The sequence below is a fragment of the Burkholderia sp. 9775_39 genome (assembly GCF_015712225.1).
Lineage (GTDB): Bacteria > Pseudomonadota > Gammaproteobacteria > Burkholderiales > Burkholderiaceae > Burkholderia > Burkholderia cenocepacia.
The window spans coordinates 1-22,754 of the sequence record NZ_JACCQC010000040.1; the positions used below are offsets into that span (position 1 = coordinate 1).

Genomic DNA, 22,754 nt, shown 5'->3' on the forward strand with positions numbered 1-22,754 from the left:
CCACGTACTCGCAACCGCCGTAGTAGCGCTTGCCCGGATACCCTTCCGCGTACTTGTTCGTGAGCTGCGAACCCTGCGCGGCCATCACGGCCGGGCTCGTGTAGTTTTCCGACGCGATCAGCTCGATGTGATCTTCCTGGCGGCGGTTTTCCTGCTCGATCGCTGCAAAGATTTCGGGATCGACGTTCGCGATGGTGCTTTGGGCTCTGTCAAACATACGGTTTCCGTTAAGTGTGTACAGGTTGACCGGAGTGGCCGAGTACGGTGCGCTGCTGGCGGGACCAGCTCGACGTGGCGGAGGAATCCGTATGACGCGAGGCAGGACAGCCACCGGCGATGCACGCGACGGCGCACAACGGCTGCCCAGGCGAACGGCAAAAACGGCGCCCCGCGCTTCACGGTGGGATGCTCCACCTTGAACCCAAAGGGTTCTATCGCCAGTCACGCAGGGGTGATGAGCGCATTAGTGTATTGGATGCGTCATGAATAGGCAACCGCACGGCAGTGCGCCCGAATCAATTGGGGCCAGACTCTACGCGCCCGTGCCGAAACGCTTTGCCGCCTTGCCGCGGTGCGGCATTCTCAGTAGGCTTGCGGGATTCCACCCGCTATCACGTTACCGACCAGGAGCAGCAATGATCGTGTTCGTCACAGGCGCGTCCGCCGGCTTCGGCGCCGCCATCTCCCGAGCCTTCGTCAAGGGAGGCCATCGCGTCGTCGCGACCGCGCGCCGCAAGGATCGTCTCGATGCGCTCGCCGCCGAACTCGGCGACGCCCTTCTGCCGCTCGAGCTCGACGTGCGCGACCGCGCGGCCGTCGAGGCCGTGCCGGCCGCCCTTCCCGCCGAATTCGCGGCGCTCGACGTACTGGTCAACAACGCCGGCCTCGCACTCGGCGTCGAGCCGGCCCACAAGGCCAGCCTCGACGAATGGCGGACGATGATCGACACGAACTGCGCGGGCCTGGTCACCGTCACGCACGCGCTGCTGCCCGGCATGGTCGAGCGCGGTCGCGGTCATATCTTCAATATCGGCTCGGTTGCGGGTTCGTACCCTTATGCGGGCGGGAACGTCTACGGCGCGACCAAGGCCTTCGTCAGGCAATTCAGCCTGAACCTGCGCGCCGACCTGCTCGGCACGCCGTTGCGCGTCACCGACATCGAGCCGGGCCTGTGCGGCGGCACCGAGTTCTCGAACGTCCGCTATCGCGGCGACGACGCGAAGGCGGCGAACGTCTACAACAATGTCCAGCCGCTGATGCCCGAGGACATCGCCGATACGATCTACTGGATCGCGACGCGCCCGGCCTACGTCAACGTCAACACGATCGAGCTGATGCCGATCGCGCAGGCGCCCGGCGGCCCGACCGTCCACCGCGGCTGAAACCCCGCGGGCCGGCCCCGGGCCGGCCCGCGGTGTGCCACGACGCACTACATTCCGTTACGAATCGGTTACGAATCGGGTCTTTGCCTTCCGGTAGAATGCGCGCCATGACTCAGCCTACCCGCTCCCCGGAAGCGCCCTCCGGCTTTACCTGGCCGGTGCGCGTGTACTACGAGGATACCGATGCAGGCGGCATCGTCTTCTATGCCAACTACCTGAAGTTCTTCGAGCGCGCCCGCACCGAGTGGCTTCGCGCATGCGGCGTCGACCAGCGCCAGCTCGCCGACGATACCGGTGCGATCTTCATCGTGCGCAGCACGTCGCTCGACTACCGCGCGCCGGCGCGACTCGACGACACGCTGACGATCACGAGCCGGCCCGGACGCATCGGCCGCGCGTCGGTGGAATTCACGCAGGAAGCCTGGCGTGGCGACACGCTGCTCGTGGCGGGGCACATCCGCCTCGGCTGCGTCGACCGTCACGGTATCCGGCCCGCGGCCATCCCGCCGGCCGTGCTCGACGCGCTGCAACGCGGGCCCGTCATCGACGCCGGGCAGACTGTATTGTCAACGAAGCGCGCATGAGCGCCGTTTAGACAAAGCCTATGAACTTGCCGTTCTGATTCGATACTAAGCAAGGTTCGGCGTCAGGCATGGCCGGCGCGCCGCGCCGCACGCACGCCGGACACCCTTGCCGGGCACCCCCGAAGGGACGTTACTCAAACCTCTATGAACACTTCTCAAGACCTGTCGATCATTTCCCTCGTCCTCAACGCGAGCGTGCTGGCCCAGGCCGTGATGGGACTGCTGCTGTTGCTGTCGCTGATGTCGTGGACCTTCATCTTCCGCAAGTGGTTCGCGATCCGCCGCGCACGCGCGCAGACCGAACGCTTCGAGAAGGATTTCTGGTCGGGCGGCGACCTGCAGGCGCTGTATCAGAGCGCGGCGAACAACCGCCACACGATCGGCGCGCTCGAGCGGATCTTCGAGTCGGGGATGCGCGAATTCCTGAAGGCGAAGGAAAAGCGCCTCAGCGATCCGGGCCTCGTGCTCGACGGTGCCCGCCGCGCGATGCGCGCATCGTTCCAGCGTGAAATGGACGTGCTCGAAGCCAACCTCGCGTTCCTCGCGTCGGTCGGCTCGGTCAGCCCGTACATCGGTCTGTTCGGCACGGTCTGGGGGATCATGAACTCGTTCCGCGGCCTCGCGAACGTGCAGCAGGCCACGCTCGCGAACGTCGCGCCGGGCATCGCCGAGGCGCTCGTCGCCACCGCGATCGGCCTGTTCGCCGCGATTCCCGCGGTGGTCGCATACAACCGCTACGCGCACGACATCGACCGCCTCGCGATCCGTTTCGAGACCTTCATCGAAGAGTTCTCGAACATCCTGCAGCGTCAGGCCCAGTAAGGAGCGCGCCATGGCAGGAAGCCCCATCCGATCCAGCATGCGCGGCGGCCGCTCGCGCCGCGCAATGGCCGACATCAACGTCGTGCCGTACATCGACGTGATGCTGGTGCTGCTCGTGATCTTCATGGTCACCGCACCGCTCGTCGCCCCGTCGATCATCAACCTGCCGACCGTCGGCAACGCGGCGCCGCAGGAGCAGACGCCGCCCGTCGTCGTCAACATCAAGGCCGACCGCACGATGAGCGTCAAGTACAAGGGCGACTCGGGCGCGCCCCAGGAAGACACGATGACGAAGGCCGAGCTCGACAGCTTCATTTCGGCCCGGCAGGCCGACCACCCCGACCAGCCGGTCGTGATCGCAGCCGACAAGACGGTGCAGTACGATGCCGTCATGACCGTGATGTCCGATCTGAAGGCGCGCGGCGTCAAGCGCGTCGGCCTCCTCGTCAAATCGCAATGAACCGGCAGCAATCCACGCGCAGATCCGCCTACCCGCTCCAGCCGCCCCGCGAGCGCGGGACGTGGCGCGCGTTCGCGCTCGCCGCGCTGATGCATGTGCTGCTTGCGCTGTTCCTCTATCACGGCGTGCAGTGGCAGAACAGCACGCCGGCCGGCGCCGAGGCCGAGCTGTGGACCGAAGTGCCCGACGTCCCCGCGCCGCGGCCCGTCGTCACACCCGCGCCGCCCACCAAGGTCGCGCCGCCCCCTCCCCCGGTGCGCGACGAGCAGGCCGACATCGCGCTGCAGCAGAAGAAGCGTCAGCAGGAAGCGGCCGCGCGCGAAGCGCTGCTCGAACAGCAGCGCCGTGCGCAGCAACTGAAGGCCCAGCAGGAAGAGGAAGCCCGGCGCGCGCAGCTCGCCGCGCAACAGGCCGCCGCGCTCGCCGCACAGAAAGCCGCGGAACGCGATAAGCAGAAGCAGGCCGAAAAACTCAGGCAACAGCAGCTCGCCGAGCAGCAGAAGCTCGAGCAGCAGAAACTCCAGCAGCAAAAGCAGGCGCAACTCGAAGCGCAGCAGGCGGCGAAGGCGAAGGCCGACGCGGCCGCGAAGGCCAAGGCGGAAGCCCAGGCCAAGGCGAAGGCCGAGGCCGCAGCGCGCGCGAAGGCCAGCGCGGCGGCGAACGCGAAGCTCGACCGCGAGCGCAGCGCGCGCCTCGCGCAGTTGCAGGGCCTGTCCGGCGCCGGCGAAGGCGGCGGCGAAGGCCTCGCGAAAAGCGGCACGGGCACGGGTTCCGGCGGCAATGCCGCCACGCCCGGCTATGCCGACAAGGTGCGCCGCCGCGTCAAACCGAACATCGTTTGGGGCGGCGAGCGGGCAGGCCTGACCACCGTCGTCAAGATTCGGTGCACGCCGTCCGGTGACGTATTGAGCGCATCGGTCTCCCGCTCGAGCGGGAATTCGGGGTGGGATCAAGCCGTGGTCAATGCGATCCACGCATCGGTCCCGTTGCCGCCCGATTCTAACGGTCGTACCCCGTCTGACATTACGATTACCTTCAAGGCGGCGGAGTGAAAGGAAATGCGCTTACACTCCGGGCGTCGCTGTCAGGCGGGAACGAATCGGGTATTTTTACTGTCTCTGCGGTTGCGCAGCGATCCAAGCCATACGGGAAGCAAGAAGCATGAGTTTGATGACAAAGCTAGGTTTCAGGGCACTCGTGGCCTCGTGTCTGATTACGGCGGGCAGCGCCGCTAACGCCCAGGTCAACGTGCTGATCACCGGTGTCGGGTCGACCCAGTTCCCCATTGCCACCGCCAATTTCACGAACGAGGCGAACCTGCCGCAGCAGGTCACGTCGATCGTCCGCGCCGACCTCGCCCGCAGCGGCAAGTTCACCAACATCGACGCAGGCAGCACACCCGTGCCCGAGACCGCATCGGTCGATCTCGGCGCATGGAAGGCCAAGGGGGCGAATGCATTCGTCGCCGGCAGCGTGAACCGCGAGGCGAACGGCCAGTACAAGGTCAACTTCATCCTGTACGACACCGTGAAGCAGCAAAGCCTCGGCGGCCTGTCGCTGACGGCCACCGACACCACGCTGCGCACGGCCGGTCACAAGATCGCCGACTACATCTACCAGAAGCTGCTCGGCGTGCGCGGCGTGTTCGCCACGCGCCTGTCGTACGTGATCAAGACCGGTAACCGCTACCAGCTGCAGATTTCCGATTCGGACGGCCAGAACGCGCGCATCGCGCTGTCGAGCACCGAGCCGATCATCTCGCCGGCCTGGTCGCCGAGCGGCACGAAGGTCGCGTACGTATCGTTCGAGCGCAAGAAGCCGATCGTCTACATCCACGACCTGCCGACCGGCCGCCGCTACATGGTCTCCGACCAGAAGGGCAACAACAGCGCACCGGCGTGGTCGCCGGACAGCAACACGCTCGCCGTCGCGCTGTCGCTGACGGGCAATACGCAAATCTATACGGTCAACGCGAACGGCGGCGGCCTGCGCCGTCTCACGCAAAGCAGCTCGATCGACACCGAACCGTTCTACTCGCCGGACGGCCGCTGGATCTACTTCACGAGCGATCGGGGCGGTGCGCCGCAGATCTACCGGATGCCCGCGCAGGGTGAAAGCGCCGGTGCCGCGCAGCGCGTGACCTTCACCGGCAGCTACAACACCAGCCCGCGCGTGAGCCCGGACGGCAAGCTGCTCGCTTACATCTCCCGCACGGGCGGGGGCTTCAAGCTGTACGTTCAGGATCTGCAGACTGGCGCGGCGAACGCCATCACGAATACCAATCGCGACGAATCGCCGAGCTTCGCGGCAAACGGCCAGTACCTTCTGTACGCTACCCAGTCGGGTGGTCGCAACGTTCTGGCTGCAGTGCCCTCCGACGGCAGCGCGCCGCCGCAGATCCTGTCCGTCCAGGGCGGCTCCGTTCGCGAGCCGTCGTGGGGGCCCTTCATGCAATGACCACAAGGAGAGTAACCATGATGTCGAATAAAGCTCGTCTGGCCCTGGCCGTGATGATGATCAGCGCGCTCGCAGCGTGTAAGTCGGGCGTGAAGCTCGACGACAAGGCAAACAACGCGGGCGCAGTCAGCACGCAACCGAGCGCCGACAACGTCGCGCAAGTGAACGTCGATCCGCTGAACGACCCGAACAGCCCGCTCGCGAAGCGCAGCATCTACTTCGACTTCGACAGCTATTCGGTGAAGGACGAGTACCAGCCGCTGATGCAGCAGCACGCGCAGTACCTGAAGAGCCACCCGCAGCGCCACGTGCTGATCCAGGGCAACACCGACGAACGCGGCACGAGCGAGTACAACCTCGCGCTGGGCCAGAAGCGTGCGGAAGCCGTCCGCCGCGCGATGGCACTGCTCGGCGTGAACGATTCGCAAATGGAAGCCGTGAGCCTCGGCAAGGAAAAGCCGCAGGCAACGGGTCACGACGAAGCATCGTGGGCGCAGAACCGTCGCGCCGACCTCGTCTACCAACAGTAAGTAACGGAAGAACCGCCGTATGACGCACCGTTCAACCTGGCTGCGCGTTGCCGCAGCATTCTGCGTCGCGGGCGCGGCGTGGTCGGCCGCGCCGGCGCACGCCGGCATGTTCGACGACAACGAAGCGCGCCGTGCCGTGCTCGATCTGCGCAGCAAGAGCGACAACCTGTCGAGCCAGTTGTCGGCCGCCCAGCGTACGATCCTCGATCAATCCGGCCGTATCGACCAGCTGAACCAGCAGGTCGCGACGCTGCGCGGCGAGAACGAGGATCTGACGAACCGGCTGACGACGCTCGAGCGGCAGCAGAAGGAGTACTACCAGGATCTCGACACGCGGCTCAAGAAGTTCGAGCCGCAGCAGGCGACGATCGATGGTGTCGAAGGCACCGTGCAGCCGGGTGAAACGGATGCGCTCAGCGCGGCGCAGCAGCAGTTCCGCAACGGCAACTTCAAGGCGGCCGCGGCTTCGTTCCGCGCGTTCATCGCGAAGTATCCGCAGAGTCCCTATCAGCCGACCGCGCAGTACTGGTACGGCAACGCGCAATACGCGCTGCGCGACTACCGCGGCTCGACGGCGACGTGGCAAGGGATCGTCAGCAAGTTCCCGCAACACCCGCGCGCGGCCGACGCCCTCGTGGCGATCGGCACGAACCAGCTCGAGCAAGGCCAGAAGGCGGCCGCGAAGAAGACCTTCGAGCAGGTCGTGTCGCAGTACGCCGGTTCGAATGCGGCGCAGACGGCGCAGGGCAAACTCGAAACGATCAAATAATTATCGTGACGGGTTGTTGACAGTCCTGCAACCCGTCGCTATAATCTTTTGCTCTTTGGGTCGTTGCCCAAGTTGTTGAAGCAACGAACCAAAACAAGTTTCAAGAACGTGGGGTGGTAACTCAGTTGGTTAGAGTATCTGACTTTTAATCAGAGAGTCGAGGGTTCGAGTCCCTCCCACCCTACCAACTATCTTCGATAGTGCAAAAAGCCTCCCTCGCGGAGGCTTTTTTGCGTCTGCCGCTTTGCCGCAGCGCACGTCCTTCCCTGTCCCAACGAGCGCGCCGATGAGAGTACGTCCGCTCGTGTCGACGTCGCGCCCAACACGACTATCGCGCGTCTACCTCCACGGTCTCTTCCGACGTCGCCACCGCAACCGCACGATCCCTTCGTCGCCGACTTCACCGGGCAGATCGCCGTCCGTACGCGTTCGCGCCGTGGTTTCTGTCAGGTTCGGTATCCGTAATATTTCCATCGTCATGCGCAACGGCACGGACGAAACGAAAGAACGGCAGGTGGCCCGCGGCACGCCGGCGAATACGGGCGCCGCGAACATCATCGCGCAGCGGGCGGTCTCGGCAACAGCCCGCCCCGCGCACCCTCACTCCTGGATGGACGGCGCCGAATCGGCGTCGGCGTAGCGCGGCTTCGCGTTCTGCAGGTCGCGCGTGTTCTTCTGCACGGCCACCGAGCCGAACAGCGCGAGCACGAACGACATTGCGTAGAAGCCCTTCTCGCTCAGTTGCAGCGTCGCGTTGAAAAGGCCGACGATCAGCAGCGCGATCGACAGCAGCAGCGCGATCCAGCTGAGGCCGTAGTAAATGCCGGTGACGGGAATGCCTTCCGCGCGGTCGCGCACGCTCTTCTGCAGCGAGATCGCCGCATAGAGGCCGAACACCAGCACGGTGAAGTAGTAGCCCTTCTCGTTGAGCTGCATGCCGGCGTTCCAGAGCCCGATCAGGAAGGCCGCGAAACCGGCGAGCAGCGCGGCCCACGATGCGGCCACGAACGCGAACGACGGTTGCTGGATGGTGGTCTGGTTCATTGCTTTGCCCTCTCTTTCTTGTTGTTCGAAGTCGTTGTCATTGAACTGCGTTTTGCGCATGGTAGCAGCTTTGGCGCGTGTCCCGACGGCCGTGTTTGCACGCTTACGTTTCGCGCCGCGCGCGCCGCCAGCGCCCCGGCGTCGTGCCGAGCACCGCGCGAAACGCCTTGCCGAACGCGGCCTCGGACTGGTAGCCGACCGCCTGGCCGATTTCCGCCTGTCCGCGCTGCGTGTCCTGCAGCAGCGCGCACGCATGCATCATCCGGATCTGCGCGACGAACGCGCCGACGCTCATCCCCGCCTTCTCGCGGAAATGCCGTGCGTAGGTCGCACGCGACATCGCCGCCGCGGCGCCGAGCGATTCGACCGTCCACGGTTGCGCCGGCGCCTGCAACACGGCCTGGACCGACGGGCCCAGCCGCGCATCGGCCGCAAGCGCGAGCCAGCCGGACGGTACGCGCGCACCGCGACCGTATGCGCGCAACGCATAGGCGAGCAGCGCCTGCCCGAGCGCATTCACGATCGCGCCAGCGCCCGGCTGCACATTCGACGCCTCGGTACGCAGCACACTCGTCAGCAGTTGCAGCGGCACGGCCCCCGAGGTGTCGCGCAGCCCGACGTGCAATACCTGCGGCAGCGTACGCATCAGCAGTTCGCCTGCGCCGCGTGCATAGACGAACCGCCCGCAGAGCAGATCCACGCTCGCGTTGCCCGTTGCGGCCGGATCGACATTCGACTTGACCGGCAGCACCGCACCGTCGCCGGCCCCCGAATCGCGCAGCGGCGCGAGCGGCTTCGACCGGTGGCCCGCTGCGTCGAGCAGGTCGTGCGCGCCACCTGCAGGCAGCAGCACGAAATCGCCGTCGGCGAGTTGCAGCGTGCGCCCGTCGGCGGCGCGCAGCCGGCAGGTTCCAGCCAGCACCAGGTGGAACGCCGCCTCGCCGGGCGGCAGCGGATCGTGCGGCATCGCGAACGGGCCGTCGAGCAAGCACCGCACGTCGAGCTCGACATGGCTGCGCCCCAGCGACAACAGTTGACTCAATGCATCCATGAGACGATTGCGCTAAAAATTGACACTCTAACGTATCGAAACCCTCAGCGCGAGCGATCAGAATAGCCTTGCATCGCACGAGATCGCGGCACCCGCCGCCCTCCTCACTCTTCTCGAAAAGGACGCATCATGCTGAACTGGAACGAATACCGGAAGGAACTCTCGACGCGTATCGGCGACATCGCCAAGCTGTCGCCCGATACGCTGGCCGGCTACAAGGCGCTGTCCGGCGCCGGGGCCAAGACCGGCCATCTCGACGCGAAGACGCGCGAGCTGATCGCGCTCGCGGTGGCCGTCACGACACGCTGCGACGGTTGTATCGCCGTGCACACGGCCGAAGCGGCCAAGCATGGCGCGACCAAGGAGGAAGTGGCGGAAGCGCTCGGCGTCGCGATTGCGCTGAATGCCGGTGCGGCGCTCGTCTATTCGGCGCGGGTGATGGACGCGCTCGGCGACTGAGCCGGCGGGTGCGGCACGATCAGCGGGCCGCACCGCATTGCATCGTATGGCGTTGCGTGGTGCCCGGCCGCATGGCCGGGCGGCTGCGCATCGCGCGTACGGGCCCGCCACGTATGACGATTGTGGGCGACTTGCCTGGACGCGCCTGCGTCGCGGAGTCGGCTACCATGCGCGAACGATACATCGTGAAGGAGCGCTTCATGTGCCGCTGGCTCGCCTATACGGGTAATCCGATCCATCTGGAAACCGTGCTGTTCCGCGCGAAGCATTCGCTGATCGACCAGAGCCTGCATTCGGAGCTGGGCGCCACGACCACTAACGGCGACGGCTTCGGCATCGGCTGGTACGGGCATCCCGACGAACTCCCGTTCCGCTATCGCTCCGTGCATCCCGCGTGGAACGACCGCAACCTGCGCGAAGCCGCGCGTGCGATCCGCTCGCGGATGTTCATCGCGCATATTCGCGCGGCGACCGACACGCCCGTTCAGGAAACCAACTGCCATCCGTTCCGCCACGGCCGCTGGCTGTTCGCGCACAACGGGCTGATCCGCGATTTTCACAAGCTGCGCCGCGACTTGACGATGAAGGTCGATCCCGCGCTGTTCCCGACGCTCGAAGGCTCGACCGATTCCGAGTTGATGTTTCGCCTCGCGCTGACGTACGGCCTCGAGCAGGCGCCGCTGCCCGCGCTCGAACGAATGGTCGGTGTAGTCGAGGAAACCGCCGCGCGGCATCGCGTGGCGGACCCGCTCAACATGACGATCTGCGCGACCGACGGCGAACGGATCGTCGCGGTGCGTTACTCGAGCGAGCGGCAATCGCGCTCGCTGTTCCACAGCACGTCGTTCAAGCATCTGCACGAGCTGTATCCGCACAACCCGCGTATCGCCGAAGCCGGCGATGATGCGTTCATGGTCGTGTCGGAACCGCTCGTCGACCTGCGCGGCGCGTGGGAGGAAGTGCCGGAAGGGATGGCGATCGTCGCGCATGGCGCGGATGTGCAGCAGCGGCCGTTCGGGCCGCGGCACAAGTAGCGGCCGCGCCGTACGCGCCGTCAAGCGCGGCGCGAGAACCGCATCCGGATCGAATCGAGTTCGGCGGGCAGCCGGCGCGACCGCGCACGCCGCCGAGGCAGCGCGGCAAACCCGAGCCGCTCGTACAGTGCCCGCGCGCGCACGTTGCGCGTCAGCACGTCGAGCACGACATCGCGATCGCCATCGGCCGGCAACGCGCCGGTATCCAGCGCATCGCGAAACAGCGCGCTGAAAACGCCGGTGCCGCGCTGACGTTCATCCGTCGCGCAATGCGCGACGAGGATCTGCGAACGCTTCGGCGCCGGGAGTTCCGTTTCGAGGATCAGCCCGCGCAGCAACTGGCCGATCGTGCGGCGCACGCCAAAGAAGCGCGCGAGCGCCCATACGATGTGCACGTCGTCGAACGCCGTTCGCCGCCCGTCGTGAATCGCCATCACCGCGAGCACCGCGCCATCGTCGGCCACTGCGACGCGATGCCGGCGCCACGAGAAGCGTCCGTGGCGCGACCGGAACGCCTGCTGCAGGAAAGCGATGCAGCGCGCGTCGCTTTCGCCGAGAAAGAAGCCGAATTCGGCCACGCCGGACGCGAACACGAGCGGCGCGCACGCGGCCGCGTCATCCGCACCGGCCGCGCGACACCGCGCCGGTTCGCCGGCGTGCGGCACCGCGTGCGCGACCGCGGCGGCCTGCGTCACGCGCCGCGCCCCGCGAAGCGCGACAACACGGCGACCGTCCGGCTGATCTGCTCCGGCTCATGCGTCGAACAGATGAAAAAGCGCAGGCGCGCGGCCTTTTCCTCGACGGCCGGATAGAAGATCGGCTGCACGTTGATTCCTTCGTCGAACATCGCATTCGCCCACTGCGCGGCCTTCAGCGAACTGCCCGTGATCACCGGCACGACCGCGTAGCCGGCGCTCGTGCCCGTATTCAGCCCGGCGGCACGCGCCTCGGTCAGGAATTGCCGGCCGCGCGCCTGCAGTCGCGCGACGCGCTCCGGCTCGGCCTGCAGGCGTTCGAGCGCGGCCAGCGACGCTTCGGCGAGCGTCGGCGCGAGCCCGACGCTGTACAGGAAACCCGGCGCCAGATGGCGCAGCATGTCGACGAGCGGCTGGCAACCGGCGATGAACCCGCCGCAGCCGGCCAGCGTCTTGCTCATCGTGCCCATCCACATGTCGACCTGGTCGGGCGCGACGCCGCAATGCTCGCGGATGCCCTTGCCGGTCGCGCCGAGCACGCCGAGCGAATGCGCCTCGTCGACCAGCAGGAACGCCCCGTGGCGCGTCTTCACGTCGACGAAGCGCTGCAGGTCGGGGAAATCGCCATCCATGCTGTACAGCCCCTCGATCGCGATCAGTACGTGCCGGTATTCGCGGCGCACGCGCGACAGCAACTCGTCGAGCGCCTGCCAGTCGTTGTGCGCGAAACTCAGCCGCTTCGCGCCGCTCAACTGCGCACCCTGCACGATGCTGTTGTGCGCGAGCGCGTCGTGGACCACCAGATCGCCGGGGCCGAACAGCGCACCGATCACGGTCACGTTGGTCGCATGGCCGCTCACGAACGCGACGCAATCGTCGGTCTCGTAGAACGCGGCGAGCGCACGCTCGAGCGCGCGCTGCACCGGACGCTCGCCCGCGACCATCCGACTCGCGGAAGCCGACGTGCCGTAGCGGTCGATCGCGGCTTTCGCGCGCGCGGACACCGCCGGATCGCCGGCCAGGCCCAGATAGTTGTAGTTGGCGAAGTTCAGGTATTCGCGGCCGCCGATCTGCGTGGTCGCGCCGGCGACGCCGTCATGCACACGGAAAAACGGCGAGTCGACCCGCAGTTTCTCGCCCATCTCGCGCATGATCCGGACCTGCTGATACTGCGGCATCGATTCGAAGCGGCTGCGTGCCGACGCGGTCTGCGCAGCCGGCGTGCCGGGCACGCCGGGCGCCGCCGCGGCGTCGGTCGCGCGCTCCAGTTGCCGTTTCAGCGCTTTCGCCGCCAGTTGCTGGCGAAGATGCTCTCCCAGTGCCATTGCTTCCTTCGCTTTATCTCGAAAAGCCGCTATGTTACGCCGCGTATTTTTAAAAAGCGTGGTGTCACGCGTCGGAAAACTCGGCCCACTGCCATGCATCGGGCGCGGCCAATAGCGCATCGACCAGCCGGAAATTCATCTCGTGGCTCGGCCGCAGCGCGCTCACGCGCGCGAGCAGCGGCGCACCGGCCAGCGCGAGATCGCCGACCAGGTCGAGCACGCGGTGCCGCACGAATTCCTCCGGCAGCCGCATCCCGCCCAGCACGCGGTTGCCGACGATCGACGCGGTGCACGACGGCCGCGCGCCGCGCAGGATCGGCACACCACGAAGATAGCCGGCGACGATCGCGGGCACGGCCCACTTCACGCGCCCGTACGAGCGCGACGGCGCGATGTCGGTCGCAAACGCGGCCGGCGTCAGCGCGCCGTCCCAGTGCATGTCGCCGAAACCGCGCAGGTCGTTGCGCACGCTCAGTTCATAACGCGGCGCCGGCTCGATCCGCATCTCGCGCCGCTGGTCGCCGTCGCCGTCCGTGACGACGAGCGGCCGCAGCACGCGGATGAAGCGTTTCGGCGCATCGAGCGCGACGCGGCCGCACGCGCGGATCGCGTCCACCCACGGCGTGGCGCTGCCGTCGAGAATCGGCACCTCTTCCGCGTCGAGCTCGACGATCGCGTGATCGATCTCGCACGCGAGCAGCGACGCGAGCAGGTGCTCGATCGTGCGCACGCCGATGCCATCGGCATTGCGCAGCATCGTGCAGAGCGGCTGCGCGCGGCGCAGCGCGGGGTCGACCGGCAGCGTCGCGAGCGTGCGCCCGTGCTCGACCCGACGGAACACGATGCCCGTCACGCCGTCTTCCGGATGCGCAGGCAGAATCCGCACGCCGACCCGGCGCCCCGTATGCAAACCGTGCCCGTCGATGGTCAGCGGGCGCGCCAGCGTGCCCTGCCGCGTCGCCCAGCCGGTCGGCGCGCTCACCGCGCCACCTCCAGCGACGGCGATACCTGCTCGGCAACCGGCGCCGGCTGCGCATCGAGCATCGCGCGCGCTTCGCCGTCGATCGCATGCTTCGCGGCGAGTGCCGCGACGGCCTCCTGCGCGGCATCGGCCGCCGACGCGACATCGCAGCCGGCATCGGCCGACGCGCCGATCGAATCGACGATGCGGCCAGCCAGCGTCGTCACCGACGCCCCTTCCGCGATCGCCATCACCGACAGCTTGACCTCGAACGCCTCCTCGACCGCGAGGCCGAGCTCCATCCCCATCAGCGAATCCATGCCCATGTCGAGCACCGACTTGTCGAGCGCGATGCGATCGGGCGTCATGTGCAGAATCCGCGCGATCTGCGCCTGCAGCGTTCGCGCCACCAGCGCGATCGCTTCGTCGCGCGGCAACGCGAGCACTTCTTCACGCAGTTGCGTGCCGCCGTCGCGCGCATCGCCGCCCTTCGCCTGCGATTGCAGCAGCGCGTACCGGCGCGCCTTCGCGGCCGGCATTCCGCGCGCCACCGCGTGCCAGTCGAGCCGCACCACCGCTTCGCCGGCCGCACCCGCCACCAGCACGCGCTCGAGCGCGGCCATCGCCTCGTCGGACGTAATCGACGCACCGCCGATCCGCGACTGCAACGCTTCGCGCGTATCGGCGTGGCGTGCGAGGAAGCCGACATCCTCTAGCGGCCCCCACGCCATGAACGTGCCGGGCAAGCCTGCCGCGCGGCGATGTTCGACCAGCGCCTCGAGGAAGGTATTGGCCGCGACGTAGTTCGATTGCCCCGGATTGCCGAGATAGGTGGTCGCCGACGAATAGACGACGAACAGGTCGAGCGGCAGCCCGCGCGTCGCGCGATGCAGGTTCCACGCGCCCGCCACCTTCGGCGCGAGCACCGCGGCCATCCGCGCGTCGTCGAGATTGCGCACGAGGCCGTCGTCGATCGACATCGCGGAATGCAGCACGCCCTTCAGCGGATGGGCGCGCCGGGCGATCGCGGCGATCATCGCGTCGACCGCCGCGGCATCGGTCACATCGCACGACACGACGTCGACGGTGACGCCGAGCGACGCGTGCCAGCGCGCCACCTCGGCGCGCGCCGCGACAGTGAGTTCGCCGGAGCGGCTCGCGAGCGTCAGCCGGCGTGCGCCATGCTCGACCATCCAGCGTGCGCTCGCGAAGCCGAGGCCACCCGTGCCGCCGACCACCAGGTAAGCACCATGCGGATCGAGCGCGAACGACTCCGCGCGCGCGACGCCGCGCGTCGGCGCGGGCGTGCCGGCCGGATAGGTCACGAGCACCTTGCCGATCTGGCGCGCCTGCTGCATGTAGCGGAACGCATCCTCGGCCCGCTCGGCCGGGAACGCGCGATACGGCAACGGATGCAGCACGCCTGCCGAGAACAGCGCCATCACTTCGCCGAACAGCCGCGCGGTCAGCTCCGGCAACGCACCCATCAACTGGTCGGCGTCGATGCCGAAATAGCTGATGTTGTTGCGGAACGGCCGCAGCCCGATATGGCTGTTTTCGTAGAAATCGCGCTTGCCGAGTTCGAGGAAACGGCCGAATGGACGCAGCGTATCGATGCTGCGCACCATCGCCTCGCCGGCGAGCGAATTCAGCACGATGTCGATGCCCTCGCCGCCCGTCATCGCGCGAATCTCGTCCGCGAACGCCAGGCTGCGCGAATCGAGCACGTGATCGGCGCCGAGCAGGCGCACGAACTCGCGCTTCTCGTCGCTACCGGCCGTCGCGAACACTTCCGCGCCGAAGTGGCGCGCCAACTGGATCGCGGCGATCCCGACGCCGCCCGCGCCGCCGTGCACGAGCACGCGCTCGCCGCGGCGCAGCCGCGCGAGTTCGACGAGTGCGTAGTACGCGGTGAAGAACGTCGTCGGCACGGTCGCCGCTTCCTCGAACGACAGGCGTTCGGGTTTCGCCGCGATGGCCTGCGCGCGCGTCCTGACACGCGTCGCGAACGACGCCGGCGCAAAGCCGAGCACCGCATCGCCCGGTGCGAACTTCGTCACTGCCCTGCCCACCCGGACGACGCGGCCCGACAATTCCATGCCGATCGTCGCGCCCGCGAAGCCGGTCTCGACCGCCTCATCGGACAGGAGCCCCATCGCATACATCACGTCGCGGAAATTCAGGCCGGTGGCCACCGGCTCGATCTCCACCTCGTCGTCGCCCAGCGCGCTTTCCGGCAACGCGAACCATTCGAGATTGCGCAACGAGCCCGGTGCGTCGAATGCCAGCACCGACGCGCGTGCAATCGCGCCGTCGCTGCGCGCCGCGGCCTGTGCGGCCGTCAGCATGCGCGGCACCAGCCGCCCGTGCGCGCTCAGCACGACTTCTTCCTCGACCGCCGCACCGGTCAGCTCGCGAATCAGCGCATCGGGAATCCCGTTCGCTGCGGGGTCGACGTCGATCAGGCGGCACGCGAGTTCGGGATGCTCGTTCGCCAGCACGCGACCGAGGCCCCACAGCGTCGCCTGTTCCGGATGCGCGTTCGCGGCGCCGGCGAACGGCGCGCCGCCGCGCGTGACGACGGTCAGCCGCGTGGCGGCGTTCGGCTGCGCACCGAGCGCGCGCACCAGCGCCGCCAGCGCGATCACGCCGTGACGCAGCGCCGCCATCAGGACGTCTCCGGTCGTCGTATCGGCAAGCGGCGTTTCCGGTGCGCAAAACACGACATGCGCGGGCTGCCCGACCGGCAACGACGCGATCGCATCGGCTGCGTGCGTGAAGTCGACGATGTCGGCCGGATAGCCGGCGTGCGCGAGCGCATCGGCCAGTTTCCCGCCGAAACCGCCGGCCTCGGCCGGGGCGTGCATCACGAGCCATTGTTCGCTGCGGGCGAGCGTATCGAGATCACTCGCGTCGCTGCCGCGCTGCGTGGCCGAGGTGCTCGCCGGGTTGCGCGCGATGACGAACGTCGGCGTGCCGTCCAGATCCAGCGCCTGCTCGACATGCCGCACGACGTCGGCAAAGCCCGCGCGAGCGAGCGCCGCCTCGAGATCGGTCGGCGCCAGCGGGGCGGCTTCGTCGGCTTCCGTCAATACCGCCTGCGGGGCGAACACGATGTCGGAGAAACGGCCGCGACGCGACTCCGCCAGCAGCAGCAATCCGCCCGGCGCGAGCCACGAGCGCATCGCATTCAGTGCATCGGCCAGATCATGCCGCCCGCTCAGCGCGCGGTTCGCGACGATCAGGTCATAAGGCCCGGCATCGTCGGCGGACAGCGACAGCCGTTCGCCCGGCTGCAGCGCGACCGTACGCACCGCGGCTTGCTCATCCGTATCGAACCCGGCCAATTGGCTGGCCGTCGCGGCGATCGTGTGATCGCAGCGCGCGGCGGCGAGATGCATGCCGAGCGTCTGCAGCACGTCGCCGTCCGTCGCGCCCAATTCGAGCACCCGCAGCCGGCGCGCCGGTTGCCACGCGTCGACCGCCTGCTCGACACCGGCCGCCAGCAGCGCATGCACGTGCTGCCAGGTCGGCGATGCGGCAAGCAACTGTTCGACCAGGCTGTGACCGGTCGGCGACAGCCAGCGTGCATCGTCCTTCGCGCCGCTCAGCACGTCGGGCAACGCCGCGCCGCAATGGGCAAGCAGCGTCAGCTCGGCCACGTGCCCCGGCGATTCGGCCAGCAGCCCGCGCCACAGGTCGTCGAGCGGCGGCAGCGCCGCGCACGCCGCGTCGTCGCGAACGAGACGCGCGCCGTCACGCACGGCAAGACCGTCCTCGACCAGCATGTCCGCCAGACGCGCGGCCAGCGCCGCCCGCTCCGGTGCGGGCTGCCACGTGCCTGCGAACACGCCGAGCGCATCGAACGCACGGAGCACGTACAGGCTTGCCAGCACGTCGAGCAGCGGCAGGATCTCGGTCAAATGCTGCGTCCGACGGCCGTCGAGCCCCGCGGCATCGACGCGCGCGACCGCTTGTGCGAGCAACGTGTCGGGCGCCGGCAACGCGGCCGCATCGACGTCGGTCGGCAACGGCATCTCTTCGAGGCGGTAGACGAAACGCGAAGGCAGGTTCTGGCGGCGGCCGACGAGGTCCACGCGCCGGAACCGGCAGCCACCGAGCCGCGCGACGATCGCGCCCTGCGCATCGAGGAATTCGAACTGCGCGACGATCGAATGCGGGCTACGCCGATCGATCCGCGCGAGCACGCGGGCGACCGTGTCGCCGCGCAGGTAGTCGACCCGGCCGATCTGCACCGGCACGTAGGCCGGGTGCTCGCCATCGCGTGCATGCGCCGCCAGCAATGCGAACAGCGGATGAAAACCGCTGTCCATCAGCGCCGGATGCAGCAGATAGGCGGACAGCGCCCGCGCATCGCCGCACTCGGCCGGCGCGGCGACCTCGGCCAGCGCGGCGTCCTCGTCCGCGGCGACCCGCACGGTGCGCACCCAGCGGAACGCCGGCCCGTAGCCGAGGCCGATCGCCGCCGTATTCGCATACAGCGTGTCGCCGTCGGCAGCCGGCAGCGCGAGCAGGTGCTCGAGCGTCGCGGCCGGCACGACGCTCGCGGCGCCGAGCGCGTTACCGCTTTCGAGCATCCGCCCCGTCACGTTCAGCGTCCATGCGCCGTCGGACATCCGGTCGCGCGTCTCGATCGTAAACGTCGCGGTGCGCGGCTCGATCACGAGCCGGAACAGCTTCGCCTGCTGCGGCTGGAACACGACCGGCGTGCGGATCTCGACGTTTTCGAGCGCCGCATCCGGCGTATCGAAGAAGGTGCGCGCCGCGGCAAGCGCCATTTCCACATAACCGGCGCCCGGGAATGCCACGCCGCCGTCGACGACGTGATCGGCCAGCATCGGCAGCTTCGCCGGATCGAGCTGGTTTTCCCAGCCGAACGCGTGTTCGTGCAGCCGATAGCCGAGCAGCGGATGCTCGCGGCGGCGATTGACGAGACCATAGCCTTCGACGGTCGGCGTCAGCCAGAAGCGGTCGCGCTGCCACGGATACGACGGCAACGCCGCGCGCGCCGCGCCGGGCGCGAAGCGGTCGGGATCGACGTTCGCGCCGTGCGCGATCGCCGCGAGAATCGCCTGCCGCAACGTCGCCGCGCTGCCGTGGTCGCGCTTGAGCGTCGGCAGCACCGCGCCGGTCACGCCGGCGGCCGTCAACGCCTGCTTCACGTAGGTGCGCAGGATCGAATGCGGCGACACTTCGACGAACAGCCGGACACCCTGCTCGATCAGGTGCGCGATGCCGTCGCCGAAGCGCACGGGCTCGCGGATATTGCGCCACCAGTAGCGCGCATCCAGTTCGTTGCCCGCGAGCGCGCCGCCGGTCACGGTCGATACGAACGTGCCGTTGCCCGGTTGCGGCCGCAGGCTGGCCAGTTCGGCGAGCACGACCGGCTCGATGCGATCCATGTGGCTGCTGTGGAACGCATAGTCGAGATCGAGCATCTGGAAGAACTTGCCGCTGCCGCGCAGCGCCGCCTCCAGCGCCTGCAAGCCCTGCAGCTCGCCCGCGAGCGTCACCGCGTCGGGGCTGTTGATGCCGGCCACCTCGACCCGGCGCACCAGTCCGTGGCGCGCGATCAGCTCGCGCGCGGCCGCCTCGCCGATGCCGACGGCCGCCATCCGGCCGCTGCCGCGCGTCATCGCCTGGGCGCGGCTGCGGATCTTGATCACGCGCACCGCGTCGGCGAGCGACAGCGCACCCGTCACCCACGCCGCTGCAATTTCGCCGACGCTGTGGCCGATCGCCGCGTCGTAGCGCATGCCGCGCGCGTCGATCACACGAATCATGCCGACCTGGATCGCGAACAGCAGCGGCTGCGCGTTCTCCGTCGCGGCGAGCCATTCGGCGCCCGCGCCGGCCAGCCATTCCGCGCCCGGGCCGCCGCGCATCACGTCGACGAGCGACGGGCTGCCGTCCTCGCACCACAGCGCGTCGACTTCGTCGAGCGCCGCACGGAAAACCGCGTTCTCCGCATAGAGTTCGTTGCCCATCCCGACCCACTGGCAACCATTGCCCGAGAACACGAGTGCGGTACGCAGCGCGTCCGCGGGCGCCTGGCCGGTTGCCACGCAGGCCGGCAGCCCTTCCTGTGCCGGCTGGGCCAGTGCCGCCAGCGCCACGCGGCCTTCGGTTGCATCGACCGGCGCGACGATCGCGCGATGTTCGAGCCACTGGCGACGACGGGCGGCCGCGGCGGCCAGCGCCTGCCAGTCGCCGCCGTTCTCGAGCACGGCCAGATAGCGGCCTGCGAGTGCCGCGAGCGCATTCGCGCTGCGAGCGGTCAGGACGAGCGGCGACGGTTGTGCATGAGCCGGCTCGGGCGCTGCCGTCGGCACGTCGTTTGCGACCGGCGCCTCGGTCAGTACGACGTGGGCGTTCGTTCCACCGAAGCCGAACGAGTTGACGCCGACCGTCAGCGGTGCGCCACCCGCGTCGAGCGGCATGTAGCGATCGACGACACGCAGACGGCCGCCGTCGAAATCGATCCCGGGATTGGGCGTGACGAAGTGCAGCGAGCGCGGCACCGCGCGATGCTTCAGGCACAGCACGGCCTTCAGCAGACCGGCCATGCCGGACGCCGTCTCGAGATGCCCGATGTTGGTCTTCACCGACCCGATCAGCAGCGGACGATCGGCCGGGCGCTCGCCCGACACGACGTCGATCAGCGCGCGTGCCTCGATCGGGTCTCCCACTGCCGTACCGGTGCCGTGCGCCTCGAGATAGGCGAGCGACTGCGGATCGATGCCGGCGCGCGCGTACACGCTGCGCAGCAGCGACGCCTGCGCGGCCGCGCCCGGCACGCTGATCCCGCCCGGCGAGTGGCCGACCGAGTTCACGCCGGAACCGGCGATCACTGCGTGGATCGTGTCGCCGTCGGCCAGCGCGCGATCGAGCGGCTTGAGCAGCACGAATGCGCCGCCTTCCGAGCGCACGTAGCCGTCGCCGGTCGCGTCGAATGCGCGGCAACGACCGCGCGGCGACAGCATCGACGCCTTGGAGAAGCTGACGAAGCCGAACGGATGCAGCAACAGGTTGACGCCGCCCGCGAGCGCCACGTCGGCTTCACCGGACTGCAGCGCCTTGACGGCTTGATGGAGGGCGACGAGCGACGACGAGCAGGCCGTATCGACGGACATGCTCGGGCCGCGCAGGTCGAACAGGTAGGACACGCGGTTCGACGCGATACTCAGGGTGTTGCCGGTCGCCGAATACGGATCGATCACGTTCAGATCGTCCATGTTGCGGTTGCCGTAATCCATGCTGGCGGCGCCGACGAAGACGCCGCAGTTGCTGCCGCGCATGTCGGCCGGGCGCACGCCCGCGTCCTCGAACGCTTCCCATGCGAGTTCGAGCAGCAGGCGCTGCTGGGGGTCCATCTGGGCCGCTTCGCGCGGAGAAATGCCGAAGAACGCGGCGTCGAAGCCGGCGACGTTGTCGAGCACGCCGGCCGCGAACGTGTAGCTCTTGCCCGGTTCGCGTTTGGACGGGTGCTGGTAGAAATCGGTACCGAAGCGGTCGGCGGGGATTTCGGTCACTGCGTCGCGTTCGTCGCGCAGCAGTTGCCAGAAGTCGCCAAGATTGTTCGCGCCCCCGGGAAACCGACAAGCCATCCCAATTATTGCAATCTTACTGTTCATCTTTTATGTCGCTTTCTCGGATGCGTGCGGCTGTTCCGCGCGATTTCCGTCATCTTGTACCACATGCAGCAGCGCCGCCCCAAGCTCTTCGGCTGCCAAATTCCGGCATTCGGGAGTATCTGTGCCGTAATTTCGCCAAATGAAGTAGTCGCTGGTTTGGGGAGAAACGCCCAGTTTATCGAATACGTGCGGTAGAGCTGGAACGTGGTCGCCGTAAAAGCAAACGACTGTTTCACGATCGCTGCTGCGCAAATGATCAAGCAGGCGCCCGATCATTGCGTCTGCGTTTTCAATGTGCCGTAAATATGCCGTCAAGTCGCGCCAAGAGGCGTCTTCGCCAAGAGTATGCCTCGAAGACGATTCACCAGGCAAAACCTGCTCGAGGTGCAGCGGGCCGTGGTTTTCCATCGTCATCGCGAAGATGAAACGCGGGTGGTCACGCGGCGCATCAAGCGCTGCGATAATCGCATCCGTCACAGCTCCATCGGAAACGTACGCGCCGAAGCGGGGCGCCGTCGCAAAGTATTCAATGTCGAGAAATTGCTCGAATCCAAGCAAGGGAAATACGCGGTTGCGCCCGAAGAAATCCGCATAGTACGGGTGAATTGCAAGCGTTTCATAACCTCCGCGCTCAAACCATCGGCACAGTGACGCGCACGCCCGCCTGACGAATGCATACGGATAGAAGCGCGCGTAGCCTAGCGCGTCAGACTGCACGCCCGTCAGCACCGCGAACTCGGTACGCATCGTATTCGCTCCCCAAGCCGGCACCGTCATCTGCCCGTAGAACATCGATTCGCGCTGCGCCTGATCGAAACGCGCATAGAGATCGGGCTCGATCATATCGCCAATACGACGGATGTCGAAAAACGATTCACTCTGGATCACAATCACGTCCGCCCCCGGTTTCGTGTAACCAGCGACGTACGGCCCTCGCTCGACGGCACGGTTGAAATGCGAAAACGTCGCCGGGCGCATTCCGTTCAGCAGATAAGCGACGAACATCGGGAAAAAGCCGTGACGGCGCTGATCGGCGTTCGGATCAAGCGTCAGCGGCAGACATGCGGCGACTGCCACCGCACTTGCGAATAACGCGAGCGCAACCAGCAGAACAACCGGACGCGAGTACGGCAACGCCGGCCGCTCGGCAACGACGCCGGCAATCACGAGCACGATTCCCGCGCCGATCGAGACGACCTTACCGACGCTCAGGAACGGCAGATACAGACGGGGATGCGAGAACAACTGGCTAAACAAACTCAGGTCGGTAAAAACGAAAGGCTCACGCAACGATTCGTACTTCGCATTGCTGACCGCCGCTACGAGGCCAACCAGTGCCACCGCCGCCACCACCGAAACAATCGGCCGGCCGGTGGCCGCGAATACGAGATCTGCGATGAAGGCTACCGCAAGAATGTGAATCGCCAGCGACGCCAACGGCCTCCGCCACGGGGCGCGCGGCTTGGCGATACCGTCGAGGACGAACGACACCGCAATCGCCGCGACCATGGTCGACGCAGGAAAAC

Annotated in this window: 17 protein-coding genes, 1 tRNA gene, 1 pseudogene and 1 riboswitch; of the genes and pseudogenes, 11 read left to right on the forward strand and 8 right to left on the reverse strand. The window is 67.5% G+C overall.

The window, feature by feature from the left end; all coding sequences use genetic code 11:
• A pseudogene (glyA, locus tag H0X90_RS32590) lies at positions 1-217 on the reverse strand (serine hydroxymethyltransferase); the annotation flags it as partial.
• A 137-nt stretch (positions 218-354) separates the two neighbouring features.
• A riboswitch (ZMP/ZTP riboswitch) is annotated at positions 355-455 on the reverse strand.
• A gap of 180 nt (positions 456-635) precedes the next feature.
• Between glyA and H0X90_RS32595 the strand changes: the two are divergent.
• From H0X90_RS32595 to H0X90_RS32635, 9 genes are all read left to right on the forward strand, one after another.
• A complete protein-coding gene (locus H0X90_RS32595) occupies positions 636-1,382 on the forward strand; it encodes an SDR family NAD(P)-dependent oxidoreductase (RefSeq protein ID WP_006497456.1) in 747 nt (248 codons plus the stop codon).
• A gap of 98 nt (positions 1,383-1,480) precedes the next feature.
• Positions 1,481-1,966 carry a tol-pal system-associated acyl-CoA thioesterase gene (gene ybgC / locus H0X90_RS32600; RefSeq protein ID WP_077189952.1) on the forward strand — a complete coding sequence of 162 codons (486 nt, stop codon included), beginning with the start codon at positions 1,481-1,483 and terminating at the stop codon, positions 1,964-1,966.
• A 144-nt stretch (positions 1,967-2,110) separates the two neighbouring features.
• Positions 2,111-2,788 (forward strand): protein TolQ, encoded by a 678-nt coding sequence (gene tolQ / locus H0X90_RS32605; protein ID WP_006484959.1) that lies wholly within the window; start codon positions 2,111-2,113, stop codon positions 2,786-2,788.
• 10 nt (positions 2,789-2,798) lie between these two features.
• Positions 2,799-3,248, forward strand: a complete 450-nt coding sequence (gene tolR / locus H0X90_RS32610) for a protein TolR (RefSeq protein ID WP_077189953.1) — start codon at positions 2,799-2,801, stop codon at positions 3,246-3,248.
• Positions 3,245-4,300, forward strand: coding sequence for a cell envelope integrity protein TolA (gene tolA, locus H0X90_RS32615; protein ID WP_077189954.1), 1,056 nt, complete (start codon positions 3,245-3,247; stop codon positions 4,298-4,300). The genes tolR and tolA overlap by 4 nt, the downstream gene beginning before the upstream one ends.
• A gap of 109 nt (positions 4,301-4,409) precedes the next feature.
• Complete coding sequence (gene tolB, locus H0X90_RS32620) at positions 4,410-5,705, forward strand: Tol-Pal system beta propeller repeat protein TolB (protein WP_012492927.1); 1,296 nt, start codon at positions 4,410-4,412, stop codon at positions 5,703-5,705.
• 17 nt (positions 5,706-5,722) lie between these two features.
• A complete protein-coding gene (pal, locus tag H0X90_RS32625) occupies positions 5,723-6,235 on the forward strand; it encodes a peptidoglycan-associated lipoprotein Pal (protein ID WP_006484980.1) in 513 nt (170 codons plus the stop codon).
• A gap of 19 nt (positions 6,236-6,254) precedes the next feature.
• A complete protein-coding gene (gene ybgF / locus H0X90_RS32630; protein ID WP_006484965.1) occupies positions 6,255-7,004 on the forward strand; it encodes a tol-pal system protein YbgF in 750 nt (249 codons plus the stop codon).
• Between the two features lie 110 nt (positions 7,005-7,114).
• Positions 7,115-7,191: transfer RNA gene (locus H0X90_RS32635), tRNA-Lys, on the forward strand.
• Positions 7,192-7,604: 413 nt separating this feature from the next.
• On the opposite strand, the gene yiaA is transcribed toward H0X90_RS32635, so the two are convergent.
• Both yiaA and H0X90_RS32645 read right to left on the reverse strand, forming a co-directional pair.
• Entirely contained in the window at positions 7,605-8,048 is a 444-nt protein-coding gene (yiaA, locus tag H0X90_RS32640; RefSeq protein ID WP_043205738.1) for an inner membrane protein YiaA, read from the reverse strand.
• Positions 8,049-8,151: 103 nt separating this feature from the next.
• The gene (locus H0X90_RS32645; RefSeq protein WP_077055919.1) at positions 8,152-9,099 is read right to left on the reverse strand and encodes an AraC family transcriptional regulator; all 948 of its coding nucleotides are present in this window, start codon (positions 9,097-9,099) and stop codon (positions 8,152-8,154) included.
• Positions 9,100-9,228: 129 nt separating this feature from the next.
• On the opposite strand from H0X90_RS32645, the gene H0X90_RS32650 reads away from it, so the two are divergent.
• Together H0X90_RS32650 and H0X90_RS32655 are read left to right on the forward strand one after the other, a co-directional pair.
• Positions 9,229-9,558: a carboxymuconolactone decarboxylase family protein gene (locus tag H0X90_RS32650; RefSeq protein WP_006484989.1), complete on the forward strand. Its 330-nt coding sequence runs from the start codon at positions 9,229-9,231 to the stop codon at positions 9,556-9,558.
• A 200-nt stretch (positions 9,559-9,758) separates the two neighbouring features.
• Positions 9,759-10,592 (forward strand): class II glutamine amidotransferase, encoded by an 834-nt coding sequence (locus H0X90_RS32655; protein ID WP_011544669.1) that lies wholly within the window; start codon positions 9,759-9,761, stop codon positions 10,590-10,592.
• 20 nt (positions 10,593-10,612) lie between these two features.
• Here H0X90_RS32655 and H0X90_RS32660 read toward each other — a convergent pair whose 3' ends face one another.
• The 5 genes from H0X90_RS32660 to H0X90_RS32680 form a co-directional block, all read right to left on the reverse strand.
• On the reverse strand, positions 10,613-11,287 hold the full coding sequence (locus H0X90_RS32660) for an N-acetyltransferase (RefSeq protein WP_077189955.1): 675 nt from the start codon (positions 11,285-11,287) through the stop codon (positions 10,613-10,615).
• A complete protein-coding gene (locus H0X90_RS32665; RefSeq protein WP_077189956.1) occupies positions 11,284-12,612 on the reverse strand; it encodes an aminotransferase class I/II-fold pyridoxal phosphate-dependent enzyme in 1,329 nt (442 codons plus the stop codon). Before H0X90_RS32665 ends, H0X90_RS32660 begins: the two co-directional genes overlap by 4 nt.
• A gap of 64 nt (positions 12,613-12,676) precedes the next feature.
• Positions 12,677-13,594 carry a UDP-3-O-acyl N-acetylglycosamine deacetylase gene (locus H0X90_RS32670; RefSeq protein ID WP_077189957.1) on the reverse strand — a complete coding sequence of 306 codons (918 nt, stop codon included), beginning with the start codon at positions 13,592-13,594 and terminating at the stop codon, positions 12,677-12,679.
• Positions 13,591-21,228 (reverse strand): type I polyketide synthase, encoded by a 7,638-nt coding sequence (locus H0X90_RS32675; RefSeq protein WP_077189958.1) that lies wholly within the window; start codon positions 21,226-21,228, stop codon positions 13,591-13,593. Before H0X90_RS32675 ends, H0X90_RS32670 begins: the two co-directional genes overlap by 4 nt.
• Before the next feature lie 3 nt (positions 21,229-21,231).
• Positions 21,232-22,737 carry an LTA synthase family protein gene (locus H0X90_RS32680; RefSeq protein ID WP_077189959.1) on the reverse strand — a complete coding sequence of 502 codons (1,506 nt, stop codon included), beginning with the start codon at positions 22,735-22,737 and terminating at the stop codon, positions 21,232-21,234.
• Between the last annotated feature and the right edge of the window lie 17 nt (positions 22,738-22,754).

What these genes read in the sequence shown, in the direction of transcription:
- ybgF (WP_006484965.1), top strand. Translation starts at nt 6,255, where the DNA reads ATGACGCACCGTTCAACCTGGCTGCGCGTTGCCGCAGCATTCTGCGTC.
- ybgC (WP_077189952.1), top strand. Translation starts at nt 1,481, where the DNA reads ATGCGCGCCATGACTCAGCCTACCCGCTCCCCGGAAGCGCCCTCCGGC.
- tolQ (WP_006484959.1), top strand. Translation starts at nt 2,111, where the DNA reads ATGAACACTTCTCAAGACCTGTCGATCATTTCCCTCGTCCTCAACGCG.
- H0X90_RS32645 (WP_077055919.1), bottom strand. Translation starts at nt 9,099, where the DNA reads ATGGATGCATTGAGTCAACTGTTGTCGCTGGGGCGCAGCCATGTCGAG.
- H0X90_RS32665 (WP_077189956.1), bottom strand. Translation starts at nt 12,612, where the DNA reads ATGGCACTGGGAGAGCATCTTCGCCAGCAACTGGCGGCGAAAGCGCTG.
- pal (WP_006484980.1), top strand. Translation starts at nt 5,723, where the DNA reads ATGATGTCGAATAAAGCTCGTCTGGCCCTGGCCGTGATGATGATCAGC.
- tolR (WP_077189953.1), top strand. Translation starts at nt 2,799, where the DNA reads ATGGCAGGAAGCCCCATCCGATCCAGCATGCGCGGCGGCCGCTCGCGC.
- H0X90_RS32655 (WP_011544669.1), top strand. Translation starts at nt 9,759, where the DNA reads ATGTGCCGCTGGCTCGCCTATACGGGTAATCCGATCCATCTGGAAACC.
- H0X90_RS32680 (WP_077189959.1), bottom strand. Translation starts at nt 22,737, where the DNA reads ATGGTCGCGGCGATTGCGGTGTCGTTCGTCCTCGACGGTATCGCCAAG.
- H0X90_RS32595 (WP_006497456.1), top strand. Translation starts at nt 636, where the DNA reads ATGATCGTGTTCGTCACAGGCGCGTCCGCCGGCTTCGGCGCCGCCATC.
- H0X90_RS32675 (WP_077189958.1), bottom strand. Translation starts at nt 21,228, where the DNA reads ATGAACAGTAAGATTGCAATAATTGGGATGGCTTGTCGGTTTCCCGGG.
- tolA (WP_077189954.1), top strand. Translation starts at nt 3,245, where the DNA reads ATGAACCGGCAGCAATCCACGCGCAGATCCGCCTACCCGCTCCAGCCG.
- tolB (WP_012492927.1), top strand. Translation starts at nt 4,410, where the DNA reads ATGAGTTTGATGACAAAGCTAGGTTTCAGGGCACTCGTGGCCTCGTGT.
- H0X90_RS32650 (WP_006484989.1), top strand. Translation starts at nt 9,229, where the DNA reads ATGCTGAACTGGAACGAATACCGGAAGGAACTCTCGACGCGTATCGGC.
- yiaA (WP_043205738.1), bottom strand. Translation starts at nt 8,048, where the DNA reads ATGAACCAGACCACCATCCAGCAACCGTCGTTCGCGTTCGTGGCCGCA.